This is a genomic window from Streptomyces sp. NBC_00310 (assembly GCF_036208085.1).
GTDB lineage: Bacteria > Actinomycetota > Actinomycetes > Streptomycetales > Streptomycetaceae > Streptomyces.
Genome location: NZ_CP130714.1, coordinates 7,595,445 through 7,610,679 on the forward strand (window position 1 = coordinate 7,595,445; position 15,235 = coordinate 7,610,679).

Consider the following 15,235-nt stretch of genomic DNA (forward strand, 5'->3'; position numbering starts at 1 on the left):
GTGACCAGCGTAGTTACGCTCCGGCCGTCCGGAAGACCCGTGTGCCCACCGTCACGGCGAGCGCCGTGAGGCCGAGGGCCACCAGGACCCCGTACAGCATGGCCGAAGTGGCGTACGCGCCGACGTACGCGTCCCGCATCGCGTCCACCAGATAGCGGAACGGGATGAAGTGGGACAGGACGTCGAGCCAGCCCGGGGCCAGTGACATCGGCAGCATCAGGCCCGACAGGAGCATCGACGGCATCGTCAGCGCGTTGACCGCCGGGCCGAACTCGTGCTGGGAGCGGGCCTTCATGGCGAGCGCGTACGACAGCGAGGCGAGCGAGACCGTCAGCAGGGCCACGAAGACGAAGCCGATCAGGATGCCGGCGAGGGGCGCGCGCAGGCCCATGAGCAGGGCCGCGAGGACGAGCAGTACCGCCTGGAAGACGAAGACCGCCGCGTCACGCAGCACCCGGCCCAGCAGCAGGGCGAGCCGGCTCACCGGGGTGACCCGCATGCGCTCGATCACCCCCGTCTGCTTCTCGAGGATCACCATGAAGCCCGCGAACGAGGCGCCGAACAACCCCAGTTGGAGAAGCAGCCCCGGGACGAGCACCTGCCAGGAGCTGCCCCGCGAGCCGAGCGGGACGTCGGTGAGCAGCGGGCCGAAGAAGAGCAGATACAGCAGCGGCATCAGTACGCCGAACAGCATCGCGAAGCGGGAGCGCAGGGTCTGGCGGGCATACCGCCCGAAGATCAGCGCGGTGTCGTGAAGAAGCATCGGAGTCCTCGGACCGGGTCTAGACGGCTATGGGGGCGGTGTCGGCGGGGGAGGGCCCTCGCCCGGTGATGGCCAGGAAGGCGTCCTGGAGCGTGGCGTCGATCGAGCCGCCGTGCCGCAGCTTGAGCGCGCTCGGGGTGTCGTCCGCCACGACCAGGCCCTGGTCGACGACGACGATCCGGTCGGCGAGGGCGTCCGCCTCGTCGAGGTAGTGCGTCGTCAGGAAGACCGTGGTGCCGTGCTCGTCGCGCAGTCGGCGCACCAGCTTCCACAGATCGGCTCGGCTGGCGGGGTCGAGACCCGTCGTCGGCTCGTCGAGGAAGAGGACACGGGGACGGTGGGTGAGCGCCATCGCGATGTCGAGGCGGCGCCGTTGGCCGCCGGAGAGCGCGGCGCACCTGCGGTCCAGTAGATCGGTGAGGTCCAGGTCGTGGGCCAACTCGGCCGCGCGCTCGACGGCCTGGCTCTTCGTCAGGCGGTAGAGCCGCCCTTGGGTGACCAGCTCCTCCCGCACCGTGATCTGCGGGTCCACCCCGCCCGACTGCGCCACGTAGCCGCAGGCCCGGCGTACTCCGGCGGGGTCGGTCGCCAGGTCGTGCCCCGCGACCGTGGCCGCGCCGCCGGTCGGGGGCAGCAGGGTCGTGAGCATGCGCAGTGTCGTCGTCTTCCCGGCGCCGTTCGGGCCGAGGAACCCGAGGATCTCGCCGGAGCGGACGGTGAGGTCGATTCCGCGCACGGCCTCCACGGGGCCGCGCTTCGTCTGGAAGGTACGGGCCAGACCGGCCGTACTGATGATGGGCATGACCTCAGAAAAACAGACTCACTGAAATTTTGCAATGGCTCCAAAGTTTAAGAGGCTCCAGTGAAACCCCCGACAGTCGGCGGGGCGACCTACGATGTGCCCATGGCAGAAGGGCTCAGGGAGCGCAAGAAACGCGAGACGAGGCAGCGGATCTCGGACATCGCCACCGGGCTGTTCCTGGAGCACGGCTTCGTGACCGTCACCATCGCGGAGGTGGCCGACGCGGCCGACGTCTCCGTGAACACCGTCTACAACTACTTCCCCGCCAAGGAGGACCTCTTCTTCGACCGCAGCGCGGGCATCGTCGAACGGCTCGCCCGCTGGGTGCGCGCCCGCGACCGGGGCGAGTCGGCCGTCGCCGCCGTCCTCCGTGAACTGCGCTCCGAGGTCGAGGCGGTCTCGCCGCACGTCGGCCTGATGGAGGGCTACGACCGCTTCATGAAGGCCATCCACGAGGCGCCCGCCCTGCGCTCCAGGCTGTGGAGCATCCAGCAGGAGGTCCAGGACAACCTGGAGGCGGCCCTCCGTGAGGAGACCGGCGCCGTCGCTGGTGACTCCCTGCCCACCCTGATCGCCGGTCAGATCAACTGGGTCCACCAGACGGTGATGGCCGTCATCGGACGCGAGATGCTCGCCGGGCGCGATCCGGACGAAGTGTCACGAGAGGTACTTCTTCTCCTGGACGACATGGAGGGCCTGTTGAGCGAGAAGGTGCTCAACTACGCCGTCCGACCCTCCGAGTGAGCGCTGCCGGTGTGACGTCCGCCCATTGAGACGTGACTCGCGTTACTAAGCGGTCACACGGCCCCTCACGAGCGCTAGTGTCCGCCCGAGAGGTAACCCATCGACAGCGCGTACCAGGGGAGTCGCACAGTGGCACGGAAGCTCGCCGTCATCGGAGCCGGACTCATGGGGTCCGGCATCGCCCAGGTGTCCGCGCAGGCGGGCTGGGACGTCGTCCTGCGCGACGTCACCGACGAGGCGCTGAACCGTGGCATCGGCGGCATCACGGCGTCGTACGACAAGTTCGTGAGCAAGGGGAAGTTGGCGGCCGAGGACGCCGAGGCGGCGCTGGGGCGGATCACCGCCACCACGGACCTCGACGCGGCGGCCGACGCGGACATCGTCGTCGAGGCCGTGTTCGAGAAGCTCGAAGTGAAGCACGAGATCTTCCGGGCGCTCGACAAGGTCGTCCGCGAGGACACCGTGCTCGCCTCGAACACCTCCGCCATCCCGATCACCAAGATCGCGGCGGCCACCGAGCGGCCCGAGCGGGTCGTCGGGGTGCACTTCTTCTCGCCGGTGCCGATGATGCAGCTGTGCGAACTGGTGCGGGGCTACAAGACGAGTGACGAGACGCTCGCCACCGCACGGCAGTTCGCCGAGTCGGTCGGCAAGACCTGCATCGTCGTCAACCGCGACGTCGCCGGTTTCGTGACCACCCGGCTCATCTCCGCCCTCGTCGTCGAGGCCGCGAAGCTGTACGAGTCGGGCGTCGCGACGGCCGAGGACATCGACCTCGCCTGCAAGCTGGGCTTCGGTCACGCGATGGGACCGCTGGCCACGGCCGACCTGACGGGCGTCGACATCCTGCTGCACGCCACGAGCAACATCTACACCGAGTCCCAGGACGAGAAGTTCGCTCCTCCGGAGCTGATGCGCCGGATGGTTGACGCCGGTGACATCGGACGCAAGAGCGGGCAGGGCTTCTACGCCTACTGACGTCGGCATGCGCGTCACGGGCGGCACTTCCCACGCATGTGAACGCATGAGCCTCTCCGGCCTCACCCCTTGAGGTGAATTCGGTATCGGTTCGCTCACAGACGGCAACCTGGCGGTGTCAAACACCGTCAGACGTTGCATCACCCACATCACGGAGTACGAGACGCACTCACGGGGAGCGCTTATGTACATCAGGGGCGACCACGCCGAGCTGGTCGTCGGGGGCCGCCTCGACGTACGCAGCGCGGCGGACGCCCGTACGGTCCTGCACTCGGCCGTCGACGACGGAGCCGGCGACCTGGTGCTCGACCTGTCAGAGCTGGACTCCTGGGACGCCACCGGACTCGGGGTGATCATGGGAGCCCACCGGCGGGCGGGACGGTGCGGACGGCGGCTGGTGCTGCGCGATGTGCCACCGCAGATGCAGCGACTGCTCGTGGCGACACGGCTGCACCGCATCCTGGCGATCGAGGGCGGCATCGGTCTGGAGTCACTGCCCCGCGTGTGAACGCGTGTACGGGCCCGTACGTATGGGTCGGTGTGCGCGGGACACCCGGTCGGCATGACCTCTCCGGTCGGCATGGGACCTTGAGGGCTTCGGCATGGGGACCATGAGGACTATGGGGGCGAAACGCACCACGCTCGCAATCCTCACGAGACTGTGATGTCTCGGACGGCGCGGGACCCCGGACTGTCGGAGATACTGTGCGAAGGTTTAGGGTTCGGCTGCCCGCTGCCAGCTACCCTCGAGCGGGTTCCGGACCAGAAGCGACAGCGCGGTGTGCGGCAAGGCCGGGAGGGGCTCCAGCACACGAGACGCTTTTGGGGGGGGCTAGAACCGATGGACCCGAACAACCGGGGACCCGAAGAGTACGGCCACGACGACGGACAGGCGCAGAGCAAGCGTCCACCACGTGACGCGCTGACGCAGGACTTCGACCGGCACGCCCCGGCACTCGCCCGCACCGTCCAGCTCGTCTCGGGCGACTTCCTGCTCACCGTCAACCCCGTCGACGGCAGCGAGATAGAGAACTGCCCGCCCGGCGAACTGCCTGGTCCGCCCGTGAAGCACCCGCCCGCCGAGCGCGCCGCGATCGACCGCGCCGCCCGGCCGCCGGTGCCCCCGGGCCCCTCGCTGCCCAGGCTGCCCCTGCTCCAGCGCGACGAGGAGAGGGAGCGGCTCGTACGGCTCCTCGCGCGCGGCCGCTCCGTCCGGCTCACCGGCGCCCCCGGCTCCGGCCGCACCACGCTCCTCGACGCGGTCGCCGAGGACTGCGCGGAGCTGGCACCCGACGGCGTCGTCCGGCTGAGCGGCTTCCGGCGCACGGTCGACGACCTGCTGTACGAACTGTTCGCAGCCGTGTACAGCACACCGCTGTTCCGGCCCGCGCGTCAGCAGATCCTCGACATCGTGCGGGACATCGGCGCGGTCGTCGTCCTGGACGACCTGGAGTTCGGCGGAATCGCGCTCGACGAACTGCTCGACGCCACCCCCGAGTGCGCCTTCCTGATCGGTGCCACCCCCGACGTCCCGCTGCCGTCCGCCGACGCGCCCCTGGAGGAGATCGTGCTCGGCGGCCTCGACCGGGCCGGCAGCGAGCGGCTGCTGGAGCGTGCCGTCGGGCGGGTGCTCACCGAGGACGAGTCGAACTGGGCCGGTGACCTCTGGTTCGAGTCCGAGGGACTGCCGCTGCGCTTCACCCAGGCCGGGGCGCTGCTCAGGCAGCGGGACCGGCAGCGGGCCGGTGCGGACGCCGTGGACGAGTTCGGGGTCTTCCAGGACGCGCCGTCACTGGTCGACGCGTCGTTCGGGCCGGCCGCGGACGAGCACGACATCCCCCTGCCGTCGCTCGCCGAGGGAGCCGCGCCCGCCGCGCTGCTGGCGTCCCGGCTGAGCGCCTCGGCCCGCGAGACCCTCAGGTTCGCGGTCGCGCTCGGCGGCGAGGTCCCGCACCAGGCACACCTGCCCGCCCTCGTGGGCGACACCCACGCCGACGCGGCCCTCGGCGAGCTGGTCGGCTGCGCGCTGGTGACACCTGTCGGTGCCCGCCACCGGCTCGCCGCCGGAGTGCGGACCCAGCTGGAGGCCGCCGGGTACGCCGACGACGCCGAGACGCGTGCCCGCACAGCCGCCCAGCACTACGCCTGGTGGGCCGGGCACCCGTCGGTCACCCCCGAGCGGGTCTCGGCCGAGGCGGACGCCGTCCTGGCCGCCCTCACCGCGCTCGTGCCCACGACCGCCCCCGTCGGCGAGGACGAGGAGAGCGCCGCCGTGGTGCTGGCCCGGCAGGCGGCGCCGGCGTTCGCCGCGGGGCTGCGCTGGAGCGCCTGGGAGCGGGCGCTCCGGGCCGGCGCGGAGGCGGCCGGCCTCGTCGGCGAGACCGGCGAGCAGGCCTACTTCCACCATGAGCTGGGTGTCCTCGCGCTCTGCTCAGGGCACCTGGAGCGGGCCCGCGCCGACCTGGAGGCGTCGATCGGGCTGCGCAACGTCCTCGCCGACAAGCGCGGCACCGTCGCCGGCCGCAGGGCCCTCGCCCTGGTCGCCGACCGCTCCGGGGCGACACCGCCCGGTGGGCGCACGGCGGCGGGGGAGGAGGTGCCGGACGCCCGGCACGAGGAGTCGGCCCCACCGCCCGGGGGCGTGCCGTCCGCGTACACGCCGACGGGCTTCGGCGCGGTCGGCTTCGGGGCGACGGGCTCGGGATCGGCGGCCGCGAACGCGGGTCAGGCCGTGCCGACCTCGACCAGCGAATCGACGCTCGTCACACAGCGGCCCGGCGGGTCGCCCGCGCACAAGCTCAGCGGCCTCAAGAGCCTCGTCGGCGGCGCCCGGCGCAACGTGGTCGCCGCGGGTGCGGGTGCGCTGCTCGCCGCCGTCCTGGGCACCGTCGTGACGCTCGGCGCGACCTCCGACGGCAACGGCGACACTCCGGCCGAGCGGGTCGGCGTCAATCCCTCCGCCAGCGAGGGCGTCGACGACGGCGGACTCGTCGCGGACCGCCCCAAGACCGGCGACGACGACAACGCCCCGGGCACCCTGCCCGAACCCACCGACCCCGGCGCCGACGGCACGTACGGCACGTCGGACGACCCGACACCCACGGACAGCGCGGGGCCGACGGACGACCCGAGCGGTACGGAGGGGCCGACGGGCAAGCCGACGACGTCCCCGACGAAGAACTCCCCGAAGCCGACGCCGTCCGACAGCGAGGACGAGTCGGGGTCGCCCACCCCGACGCCGACACCCACGCCGACGCCGACTCCGACACCCACCCCGACACCGACCGGGGGAGGGACGGAGGACCCGCCGCCACCGGACGGCACGAACAGCGCCAGTGCGTCGACCTCCGGTGGGCCCGTCGAGTCCAGCAGCGCGGCAGGGGCCCCGGCGACCACCGCCGACTCCCCGAGCGGGACGGTGGCCTGAGGTTCCGTCCAGCCCGTTCGACGCCCTCCGTCCGACACGAGAGGGCCGGGTCCGTTCCTCGGACCCGGCCCTCTTTCGTGGAAAGGCTCAGAACAGCCGGAGCTTGTCGTCCTCGATGCCGCGCAGGGCGTTGTAGTCGAGGACCGCGCAGCCGATGCCGCGGTCGGTGGCGAGGACGCGGGCCTGGGGCTTGATCTCCTGGGCGGCGAAGATGCCGCGGACCGGCGCGAGGTGGGGGTCGCGGTTCAACAGCTCCAGGTAGCGCGTGAGTTGCTCGACGCCGTCGATCTCACCGCGCCGCTTGATCTCGACCGCGACGGTCTTGCCCTCGGCGTCCCGGCACAGGATGTCGACGGGGCCGATGGCGGTCATGTACTCACGGCGGATGAGGGTGTACCCCTCGCCGAGGGTCTCGATGCGGTCGGCGAGCAGCTCCTGCAGGTGTGCCTCGACGCCGTCCTTGATCAGGCCGGGGTCGACGCCCAGTTCGTGCGAGGAGTCGTGGAGGACCTCCTCCATCGTGATGATGAGCTTCTCGCCCGCCTTGTTGATGACGGTCCAGACGCCCTCCTCGTCCCCGGAACCCTCCTTCAGGGTGCAGGGCGGCGACATCCAGTTGAGGGGCTTGTAGGCCCGGTCGTCCGCGTGGATCGAGACGCTGCCGTCCGCCTTCACCAGGATCAGGCGGGGAGCCGAGGGGAGATGGGCGGTGAGCCGGCCCGCGTAGTCGACGGAGCAGCGGGCAATGACGAGACGCATGGTCGGCAACGCTACTCGACGCCGACGGGTGCGCGCGATTCGACCGCCGGAAGTGCCCCGGCCGGGAGCCCGTCCGCGGTCGGCGCGTCCCGCCGGGAACCGTTCGACTGCTCGCGAGCACCGCGCGGTGACTGTCGCCCTCCGTCACGTTCCCCGAGCCCCTCAGGGACGCCTCCGTCGTCCCCCGGCATGTGCCGCTGTCAACTCCCGTTCGGCATTGGCTGATTGTGTGCGTCGGACACCGAGTCGGTGCGCGCAATCTCCTGGTGCGGTCACGTTCGGTTGCTTACCGTAGAAACTGGAGGTCGCGAAGCGTGCACTCTGCGTGTTCGCGGACCGATCTCCGGCCTTGTCCGTCAACCCCTGTTGTTGTGGGGGTGCGAGAGGAGAACCCATGTCGCTCGACGTCTCACCGGCCCTACTCGAACAGGCCGAGCGAGGCGAGGTCGACGAAGCCGCCTTCGTCGACTGCGTCCGGACCTCCCTGCCCTACGCGTGGGAGATGATCAGCTCCCTGGTGGCCCAGCTGAAGGTCGACGGCGGAGAGTTCGCCGACAACCAGACGCCCCCGCCGGACGAGCAGGCACGCGGACAACTGCTGCGCGCGCTCGCCAGCGACGCGATTCGCGGCGCGCTGCAGCGGCACTTCGGTGTCCGGCTGGCCTTCCAGAACTGCCACCGTGTGGCGGTGTTCCCTCTGGACCCGTCCGTGGACGACAGGCTGGCCCGCTTCACCTCGATCCGCGGCCAACTCCTCAACCAGTCCCCGGAACTCCGGGACTGCTGAGAACGTGACGCAGTACAGCTTGCCGCTCCCACCGCGGGAGGTGCATCGGTAACCGGGGCGGCAAGCTCCCCGCAGTGGCTCAGCCGAGGTGAGGCAGCACCTCGGCACCGAGTCGCCGTACGTTCTCCTCCGTCGCCGACAGGTCGCCGGAGCCCTCGACGAGCAGGGCGAAGCGGGAGATGCCCGTCCGTTCACTGGTCGCCGCGAGCCGGTCGGCGCACAGCCGCGGGGGCCCCACCGGGTGGAGCCCGCAGAGCAGTTCGGTGTACGCGAGCGGGTCCCGCATGGCGCGGGCGCGGCCGTCGACGGTCACGTGCGCGTCGAGGCCCTGCTTCAGCCAGCCCGGCATCGCCTTGGTGAGCGCCTCCACGGCGTCGGTGCGCCGGTCCGCGATCTGGCAGACACCGGCCGAGACATGGGCCGCGCCGGAGATCTCCTCCGGCGAACGGCCCGCCGCCCGGGCGTACGTGCGCCACAGCGCGACCATGTCGGCCTTCTCCTCGTCCCCGACGTGCATCCCGAGAAGCATCGACAGCCCCCGCTCGGCGGCCAGCCGTACGCTCGCCGGCGAGGTGCAGGCGACGACGACCTCCGGCCCCGGCGTCTCGTCCAGGTCCTCGGCGGGCCTGGGGACGACGGGGACCTCACGGAAGCTGAATCGTTCCCCCGAGGCGGACACCGAGGGTTCGCGCAGCCAGCGCACCAGCAGATCGAGTGATTCCGGGAACCCCTTCTCGTACGCCTCGAGGCCGGCGCCGAACACCTCCAGGTCGACCCACGGTCCGCCGCGCCCGACGCCCAGCGAGAAGCGTCCGCCGGACGTCACATGCAGCAGTGCGGCCTGTTCGCCCAGGGCCACGGGGTGGACGGTGGGCAGCACGCTGACCGCCGTGCCGACGCGGATGCGCCGGGTTCGCCCCAGCAGTAACGCGGCGAGGGTGATCGCCGACGGGCATGTGCCGTACGGCACGAAATGGTGCTCGGCCAGCCAGACCGCGTCCAGCCCGGCCTCGTCGGCCACTTCGGCGGTCCGGACCGCCCGGTGGAGCGCCTCCCCCTGGCCCTGGCCGGGGAATTGGGCTCCCAGTACAAATGTTCCTACGTGCATCGCTCTTCCTGCTTCCTCGGCTCCGACTCGGGAGCTCCCCCACCGGCATAACCGTGTGACACGTGCCGAAGACACGGCCTCGCGGCGAGATTTGCGGATTGTCTGCAGAATGCGGCGGACGGAGGGCGATCTGAGGGGATTGGTGAGGTACGCATACCCCCACCGGGCGCGCGTAGGCTGGACGCCAACCCTGCTCCCTGTATAGCCCCGTGAGGTGTCCCGTGTCCCCGCGTCGCAACCGCCCCAAGGACCATGCCTCGTCGGGTCTGTCCGGTCCGTCGGGCCGCAGCGCGGAGGAGGACCGGTCGGACCGGTACGGCGGCTGGCAGACCAGCGAGCCCTGGCGGGGCGAGGAGTGGAGCGTGCGCCATGTGGCGGGCGCGAGCGCCGCGGGCAAGACCTATCGCTGCCCCGGCTGCGACCAGATGATCCCCTCCGGGGTGCCGCACCTCGTCGCCTGGCCCGAGCACTCGGGCGTCGACGAGCGCCGGCACTGGCACAAGGCCTGCTGGAACGCGAAGGACCGCCGCACCTCGCGGGTGCAGCGGTCCCGTAACGCACCGAGGTTCTGAACCTCATCGGCCCCCGGTCACACGTCCCGCTGCTCCAGCAGGGCGTACGCGCCGACGAACGCGGCGGCCACCAGCCCGAGCATGATCCACAGCGGGTCCCAGCCGGACGGGCCCGACTGGCTGAGCTCCGAGCCGTAGAACACGCTGAGCTGGCTCGGGATCGAGTACTCCAGCAGGAACTCCTGCACGTCCTTCAGCGACTCCGAGAACATGAAGATCGCGATGACCAGCGGCGCGAGGAACACCCCGAGCATGAGGGTGATCGCGCCCGCCGAGTGCCGGATGAGCGAGCCCATCAGCAGCGCCAGCAGTCCGAACAGCGCGAGGAAGAGGCTCACGCCGACGGTCGCCTTGAACCACTCGTCGGCGTCGGGGCTGGTGGCGCCGTTGCCCTCCAGGATCGCCACCGTGGCGAAGCTGACGAACGCGGTGGACACCAGGGTGACCGTGAACGCGAGCCCGAAGAACACGATCGCCTTCGCGGCCAGGACCCGGCCGCGGCTCGGGCACGCGGTCATCGTGGTCCGGATCATCCCCGTGCCGTACTCGGAGGCCGTGGTCAGCACCCCGAGCGTGAGGATGCAGACGCTGCCGATCATCAGCCCGAACATGCCCAGGCCCAGCGGGGACTCGCCGTTCAGTTCCATGTCCGTGGAGGCGGCGATCATGGCGAAGAGCAGACCGAGGCCGATCACCAGGACGACGAAGACGCCCAGCGTCCACATCGTCGAGCGGACCGACTTGATCTTCGTCCACTCGGAGGAGATCGCGTGCCCGAGGTGGGTGCGCACCACCGGGATCGGCGAGGTGTACGAAGTGCCCGGAGCCCCCTGCCAGTTGGGGGCGGGCGGCTGCTGGGCGAGGGGTGGCTGGGGCGTGCTCATCGGGCGTCCTCGGACTTCGTCAGGTCGGCGGCGGGCGCGGCCGCGGGGGCGGGCTGTGCGGGGGCCGGCGCGGCGGAGGGCTGCGCGGGGGCCTGGGGCGCGGCCTGGGCGTACGGGTTCGGCTGCGGCTGACCCGGAGCCGGAGCGGGCGCGGCGGCGGGCGCCGGAGCCCCGTACGGCCCGGCCGGCGGCGGACCCTGCGGCACGGGCTGGCCCTGCGGCGCGTACGGCTGGCCGCCCTGCTGCGGCGCCGGCGGGGCGTACCAGCCCGGCTGGCCCTGTCCGGGCACCGGCATGGGCGGCTGCGCGCCGGGCGGCAGGGGCTGCTGGAAACCGGCCTTCTGGTCGGTCGTCGAGCGGTAGTCGACGGCGCCCTGCGTCATCCGCATGTACGCCTCCTCCAGCGACGCCTGGTGCGGCGACAGCTCCCACAGGCGTACGTCGGCGCCGTGCGCGAGGTCGCTGATGCGGGGGAGCGGCAGACCCATGACGCGCAGCGCGCCGTCCTGCTCGGGCAGCACCTGGCCGCCCGCCTCGGTCAGCGCGGCCGTCAGCTTCTCGCGCTGCTGCGGCTCGGTGTCCGGTGTCCGGACCCGCGCGAAGTCGGCGGAGTTCGCCGAGATGAAGTCCTTGATGCTCATGTCGGAGAGCAGCTGCCCGCGCCCGATCACGATGAGGTGGTCGGCGGTCAGCGCCATCTCGCTCATCAGGTGCGAGGAGACGAAGACCGTACGGCCCTCGGCGGCGAGCGCCTTCATCAGGTTGCGGACCCAGAGGATGCCCTCGGGGTCGAGGCCGTTGACCGGCTCGTCGAAGAGCAGCACCTGGGGGTCGCCGAGCAGGGCGGCGGCGATGCCGAGCCGCTGGCCCATACCGAGCGAGAAGCCCTTGGAGCGCTTTTTGGCCACATCCTGGAGGCCGACGACGCCCAGCACCTCGTCCACCCGGCGGGCCGGGATGCCCGACAGCTGCGCCAGCGACAGCAGGTGGTTGCGGGCGTGCCGGCCACCGTGCACCGCCTTGGCGTCGAGGAGCGCACCGACCTGGCGGGCCGCGTTCGGCAGCTTGCGGTACGGATAGCCGCCGATCGTCACCTGCCCGGAGGTGGGATTGTCCAGGCCGAGGATCATGCGCATCGTCGTCGACTTGCCCGAGCCGTTGGGCCCCAGGAAGCCGGTGACGGCCCCCGGCCGCACCTGGAAGGAAAGGTTGTACACGGCCGTCTTGGCGCCATAGCGCTTCGTCAGGCCGACTGCCTCGATCATGCTCCGCACCCATCGAACGGTTGAGGACGTCTCAGGACGTCGGGGCACACGCCCCCGTAAGGGTTAGGAGCCTATCGGGGCGTTGACGGTTCCGCCCAAGAGGAAGTAAAACCACGCAGGTCACCGGGGCATCGGTTTGGCATGTACGTAACTGCTGGTCAGGCCTCTGGTCGTGGGCCACGACCATCTGCCACGTCCGCCCGGCACGGTCACGCGTCACGCTCCTTCAACATCAGACAGCCTCCGAGCAGGGCCGCCGCCACCCACAGCGCCATGATGGCGAGGCCGCCCCAGGGCCCGTACGGCGTGTCGTCGTCGACCGGGGTGACCACCTGCATGATCTTGCTGCCGGCCTGGTCGGGCAGATACCGGCCGATCTTCTCGGTGGCGTCGACATTGCCCAGGATGTTGGAGATCAGGAAGAAGAAGGGCATCAGGATGCCGAGCGACAGCATCGGGCTGCGCAGCATCGCGGCGACGCCCATCGAGAACATGGCGATGAGGGTCATGTAGAGCCCGCCCCCGAAGACCGCGCGCAGGACGCCCGGATCGCCGATCTCGGCCCGGTGCGAGCCGAGCATGGCCTGTCCCAGGAAGAAGGCCACGAAACTGGTCGCGAGGCCCACCACGAAGGCGAGGGCGGTGGCCACCGCGATCTTGCTGAAGAGGAAGGTGCCCCGCTGCGGCACGGCGGCCAGCGAGGTCCGGATCATGCCGGTGCTGTACTCGTTCGACACCACCAGCACCCCGAACACGATCATCGCCAGCTGTCCGAGGGTCATTCCCGCGAAGCTGATGAACGTCGGGTCGAACGAGAGCCGGTCCGCGCGGCTCAGACGGTCGAACTCGTGCTTCGACAACAGCGAGATCAGCACGCCCAGGGCGATCGTGACGACCCCGGCCAGTGACAGCGTCCACACCGTGGACGCCACCGAACGGATCTTGGTCCACTCCGAGCGGACGACCTGGGTGGCGGCCACGGTCAGCCCTCCCGCTTCGAGCCGCCGCCCCAGCCGGGGACGGGGGCCGGGTTCGCCACCGGCGTGCCGTCGTGCGCGTGGTACTCCACCGACTCGGCCGTCAGTCGCATGAACGCCTCCTCCAGCGAGGCCTGTTGGGGACTCAGCTCGTGCAGGACGATCTGATGCCGGGCCGCCAGCTCGCCGATCTGTTCCGGTTTCGCGCCGTCCGCCTCCAGCGCTCCGTCGCCCGTCTCCACGACCATGACGCCGATGGCGTGCAGTGAGTCGAGCAGCTGTTCCCGCTGCGGGGTGCGGATCCGTACGTACGACCGTGAGTTCTGCTGGATGAACTCCGCCATCGAGGTGTCGGCGAGCAGCCTGCCCTGCCCGATGACCACGAGATGGTCGGCGGTCAGCGCCATCTCGCTCATCAGATGCGACGACACGAAGACGGTCCGGCCCTGCGCCGCGAGGGACTTCATCAGATTCCGGATCCAGTGGATGCCTTCGGGATCGAGCCCGTTGACCGGCTCGTCGAACATGAGAATCCGTGGATCCCCGAGCAGCGCGCCGGCGATGCCGAGCCGCTGGCCCATGCCCAGGGAGAACCCCTTCGCCTTCTTCCCGGCGACCGACGTCAGTCCGACCGTGTCCAGCACCTCGTGCACCCGCGCCCTGGGGACGCCGTTGCTCTGCGCGAGACAGAGGAGGTGATGGAAGGCGCTCCGGCCGCCGTGCACGGCCTTGGCGTCCAACAGCGCGCCGATGTACGTGAGCGGGTCCCTGAGGCGGTCGTAATGCGTCCCGTCGATCCGTACGTCCCCCGCCGTCGGCCGGTCCAGCCCCAGAATCATCCGCATCGTCGTCGATTTCCCGGCCCCGTTCGGCCCGAGAAACCCGGTCACGATCCCGGGCCGCACAGCGAAGGTGAGGTTATTGACCGCGACCTTCTCGCCGTACCGCTTGGTCAGCCCGTCGAGCTCGATCATGCGGCCACGCTAGAACGGGCACCGGGTGCCTGCCACCGGAGTGCGCCGAGGCCACTCCGGCCCCGTCAGGGGCGCGGGAAACCGCGCCACCAGCCGCGTACTGGTGGCAGCCGCGATACGACGGGTACCCCCGAGCCCACCCCCGCCCCCGGAACACCGAAGGCCCGCGCCCCCCGAGGGGAGACGCGGGCCCTGCTTGCCTCTTCCGGCTGGTGCCGCCGTCCGGCAAAGGTGTTACCGGGACTGCTGCGCCGGAACCCCACGCGAGATCGGCTCGTCGTCCGTGACCGGCGTGCTGGCCGCGGCCACCGCGGCACCCGTGAGGGTCGCCAGCATTTCGCGCACGTTGGTGAGCTGGGCGTTGATCGAGTCGCGGCGGTTGGTGAGCGCGGCGAGCTCGCGCTCGGATTCCGAACGGATCCGGTCCGCCTTGGCGTTCGCGTCCGCGACGATGTCCTCGGCCTGACGCTGCGCGGTCTCCACCGTCTGGCGGGCGCGGCGCTCGGCGTCGGTGCGCAGCTTCTCGGCCTCCAGGCGGAGCTGCTCCGCGCGGTGCTCGATCTCCGCGAGACGCTTCTCGGCCTTCTGCTGACGCGACGCCAGGTCCCGCTCGGACTGCTCACGGCGCTTGGCGAGGTTCGTCTCGAAGTCGGCGGCGGCCTGCGCGGCCTTCGCGCGGGTCTCCTCGAAGAGGGCGTCCGCCTCCTCGCGCTTGGACTGCGCGTCCTTCTGCGCCTCCTGACGCAGCTGCGAGGCGTCGCTCTTGGCCTTCTCGACGATCCGGACGCCCTCGTCCTCCGCCTTGGCCTTGCGGTCCGCGGCGAACGACTCGGCGTCGTTGCGTACCTGCTGGGCCGCCGACTCGGCGAGCTCGCGGTGCTGCTCGGAAGCGCGACGGGCCTCCTCGCGCAGGTCCTTCGCCTCCTCCTCGGCGAGGCGGAGGATCTTCTCGACGCGTGCGCCGAGACCCGCGTACGACGGCTCCGCGTCGGTTACCTGGGCCTGGGCGTTCTGCGTTTCGAGGTGGAGCTCCTCGATGCGCTTTTCCAGAGCGGTGATGCGGGCGAGAGCGGAGTCACGGTCGGAGACGAGCTTGGAGATACGTTCGTCCACCTGAGCGCGGTCGTATCCACGCCGCACAAGCTCGAAGCCGTAGGGGGAAGTGTCGCTCATGGGGTTCCTGTCGAATGAGACC

Annotated in this window: 15 protein-coding genes; 6 read left to right on the forward strand and 9 right to left on the reverse strand. The window is 70.8% G+C overall.

Going from position 1 to position 15,235, the window contains the following annotated elements; genetic code table 11:
• Positions 1–13: 13 nt before the first annotated feature.
• Entirely contained in the window at positions 14–763 is a 750-nt protein-coding gene (locus tag OG202_RS33445) for an ABC transporter permease (RefSeq protein WP_328224035.1), read from the reverse strand.
• 19 nt (positions 764–782) lie between these two features.
• Entirely contained in the window at positions 783–1,565 is a 783-nt protein-coding gene (locus OG202_RS33450) for an ABC transporter ATP-binding protein (RefSeq protein ID WP_328224036.1), read from the reverse strand.
• A gap of 102 nt (positions 1,566–1,667) precedes the next feature.
• Between OG202_RS33450 and OG202_RS33455 the strand changes: the two genes are divergently transcribed.
• From OG202_RS33455 to OG202_RS33470, 4 genes are all read left to right on the forward strand, one after another.
• Complete coding sequence (locus tag OG202_RS33455; protein ID WP_327727786.1) at positions 1,668–2,309, forward strand: TetR/AcrR family transcriptional regulator; 642 nt, start codon at positions 1,668–1,670, stop codon at positions 2,307–2,309.
• A 129-nt stretch (positions 2,310–2,438) separates the two neighbouring features.
• The gene (locus tag OG202_RS33460; protein WP_326577383.1) at positions 2,439–3,287 is read left to right on the forward strand and encodes a 3-hydroxyacyl-CoA dehydrogenase family protein; all 849 of its coding nucleotides are present in this window, start codon (positions 2,439–2,441) and stop codon (positions 3,285–3,287) included.
• A 184-nt stretch (positions 3,288–3,471) separates the two neighbouring features.
• The gene (locus OG202_RS33465; protein ID WP_033526497.1) at positions 3,472–3,795 is read left to right on the forward strand and encodes an STAS domain-containing protein; all 324 of its coding nucleotides are present in this window, start codon (positions 3,472–3,474) and stop codon (positions 3,793–3,795) included.
• A 333-nt stretch (positions 3,796–4,128) separates the two neighbouring features.
• The gene (locus OG202_RS33470; protein ID WP_327727785.1) at positions 4,129–6,714 is read left to right on the forward strand and encodes an ATP-binding protein; all 2,586 of its coding nucleotides are present in this window, start codon (positions 4,129–4,131) and stop codon (positions 6,712–6,714) included.
• 87 nt (positions 6,715–6,801) lie between these two features.
• Here the strand turns inward: OG202_RS33470 and nucS are convergent, their stop codons facing one another.
• Positions 6,802–7,473: an endonuclease NucS gene (nucS, locus tag OG202_RS33475; protein WP_326577376.1), complete on the reverse strand. Its 672-nt coding sequence runs from the start codon at positions 7,471–7,473 to the stop codon at positions 6,802–6,804.
• A gap of 394 nt (positions 7,474–7,867) precedes the next feature.
• Here nucS and OG202_RS33480 point away from each other — a divergent pair, with 394 nt between their 5' ends.
• Positions 7,868–8,260 carry an SCO5389 family protein gene (locus tag OG202_RS33480; RefSeq protein WP_005480204.1) on the forward strand — a complete coding sequence of 131 codons (393 nt, stop codon included), beginning with the start codon at positions 7,868–7,870 and terminating at the stop codon, positions 8,258–8,260.
• Positions 8,261–8,339: 79 nt separating this feature from the next.
• Here the strand turns inward: OG202_RS33480 and OG202_RS33485 are convergent, their stop codons facing one another.
• A complete protein-coding gene (locus tag OG202_RS33485; protein WP_327727784.1) occupies positions 8,340–9,368 on the reverse strand; it encodes an LLM class flavin-dependent oxidoreductase in 1,029 nt (342 codons plus the stop codon).
• A 221-nt stretch (positions 9,369–9,589) separates the two neighbouring features.
• On the opposite strand from OG202_RS33485, the gene OG202_RS33490 reads away from it, so the two are divergent.
• Entirely contained in the window at positions 9,590–9,940 is a 351-nt protein-coding gene (locus tag OG202_RS33490) for an ATP/GTP-binding protein (RefSeq protein ID WP_326577368.1), read from the forward strand.
• A 17-nt stretch (positions 9,941–9,957) separates the two neighbouring features.
• Here the strand turns inward: OG202_RS33490 and OG202_RS33495 are convergent, their stop codons facing one another.
• From OG202_RS33495 to OG202_RS33515, 5 genes are all read right to left on the reverse strand, one after another.
• Positions 9,958–10,824, reverse strand: coding sequence for an ABC transporter permease subunit (locus OG202_RS33495; protein ID WP_327727783.1), 867 nt, complete (start codon positions 10,822–10,824; stop codon positions 9,958–9,960).
• Positions 10,821–12,089, reverse strand: a complete 1,269-nt coding sequence (locus OG202_RS33500) for an ABC transporter ATP-binding protein (protein ID WP_327727782.1) — start codon at positions 12,087–12,089, stop codon at positions 10,821–10,823. Before OG202_RS33500 ends, OG202_RS33495 begins: the two co-directional genes overlap by 4 nt.
• Positions 12,090–12,298: 209 nt before the next feature.
• Positions 12,299–13,069: an ABC transporter permease gene (locus tag OG202_RS33505; protein ID WP_326577361.1), complete on the reverse strand. Its 771-nt coding sequence runs from the start codon at positions 13,067–13,069 to the stop codon at positions 12,299–12,301.
• Between the two features lie 2 nt (positions 13,070–13,071).
• Positions 13,072–14,040, reverse strand: coding sequence for an ABC transporter ATP-binding protein (locus OG202_RS33510; RefSeq protein ID WP_327727781.1), 969 nt, complete (start codon positions 14,038–14,040; stop codon positions 13,072–13,074).
• A gap of 234 nt (positions 14,041–14,274) precedes the next feature.
• Positions 14,275–15,213, reverse strand: coding sequence for a cellulose-binding protein (locus OG202_RS33515; protein WP_326577357.1), 939 nt, complete (start codon positions 15,211–15,213; stop codon positions 14,275–14,277).
• Positions 15,214–15,235: the final 22 nt, after the last annotated feature.

Bases quoted from the DNA above. Each gene is read 5' to 3' on its own strand.
- OG202_RS33510 (WP_327727781.1), bottom strand. From the start codon at position 14,040: ATGATCGAGCTCGACGGGCTGACCAAGCGGTACGGCGAGAAGGTCGCG.
- OG202_RS33445 (WP_328224035.1), bottom strand. From the start codon at position 763: ATGCTTCTTCACGACACCGCGCTGATCTTCGGGCGGTATGCCCGCCAG.
- OG202_RS33455 (WP_327727786.1), top strand. From the start codon at position 1,668: ATGGCAGAAGGGCTCAGGGAGCGCAAGAAACGCGAGACGAGGCAGCGG.
- OG202_RS33515 (WP_326577357.1), bottom strand. From the start codon at position 15,213: ATGAGCGACACTTCCCCCTACGGCTTCGAGCTTGTGCGGCGTGGATAC.
- OG202_RS33480 (WP_005480204.1), top strand. From the start codon at position 7,868: ATGTCGCTCGACGTCTCACCGGCCCTACTCGAACAGGCCGAGCGAGGC.
- OG202_RS33500 (WP_327727782.1), bottom strand. From the start codon at position 12,089: ATGATCGAGGCAGTCGGCCTGACGAAGCGCTATGGCGCCAAGACGGCC.
- OG202_RS33465 (WP_033526497.1), top strand. From the start codon at position 3,472: ATGTACATCAGGGGCGACCACGCCGAGCTGGTCGTCGGGGGCCGCCTC.
- OG202_RS33450 (WP_328224036.1), bottom strand. From the start codon at position 1,565: ATGCCCATCATCAGTACGGCCGGTCTGGCCCGTACCTTCCAGACGAAG.
- OG202_RS33495 (WP_327727783.1), bottom strand. From the start codon at position 10,824: ATGAGCACGCCCCAGCCACCCCTCGCCCAGCAGCCGCCCGCCCCCAAC.
- OG202_RS33485 (WP_327727784.1), bottom strand. From the start codon at position 9,368: ATGCACGTAGGAACATTTGTACTGGGAGCCCAATTCCCCGGCCAGGGC.
- OG202_RS33470 (WP_327727785.1), top strand. From the start codon at position 4,129: ATGGACCCGAACAACCGGGGACCCGAAGAGTACGGCCACGACGACGGA.
- nucS (WP_326577376.1), bottom strand. From the start codon at position 7,473: ATGCGTCTCGTCATTGCCCGCTGCTCCGTCGACTACGCGGGCCGGCTC.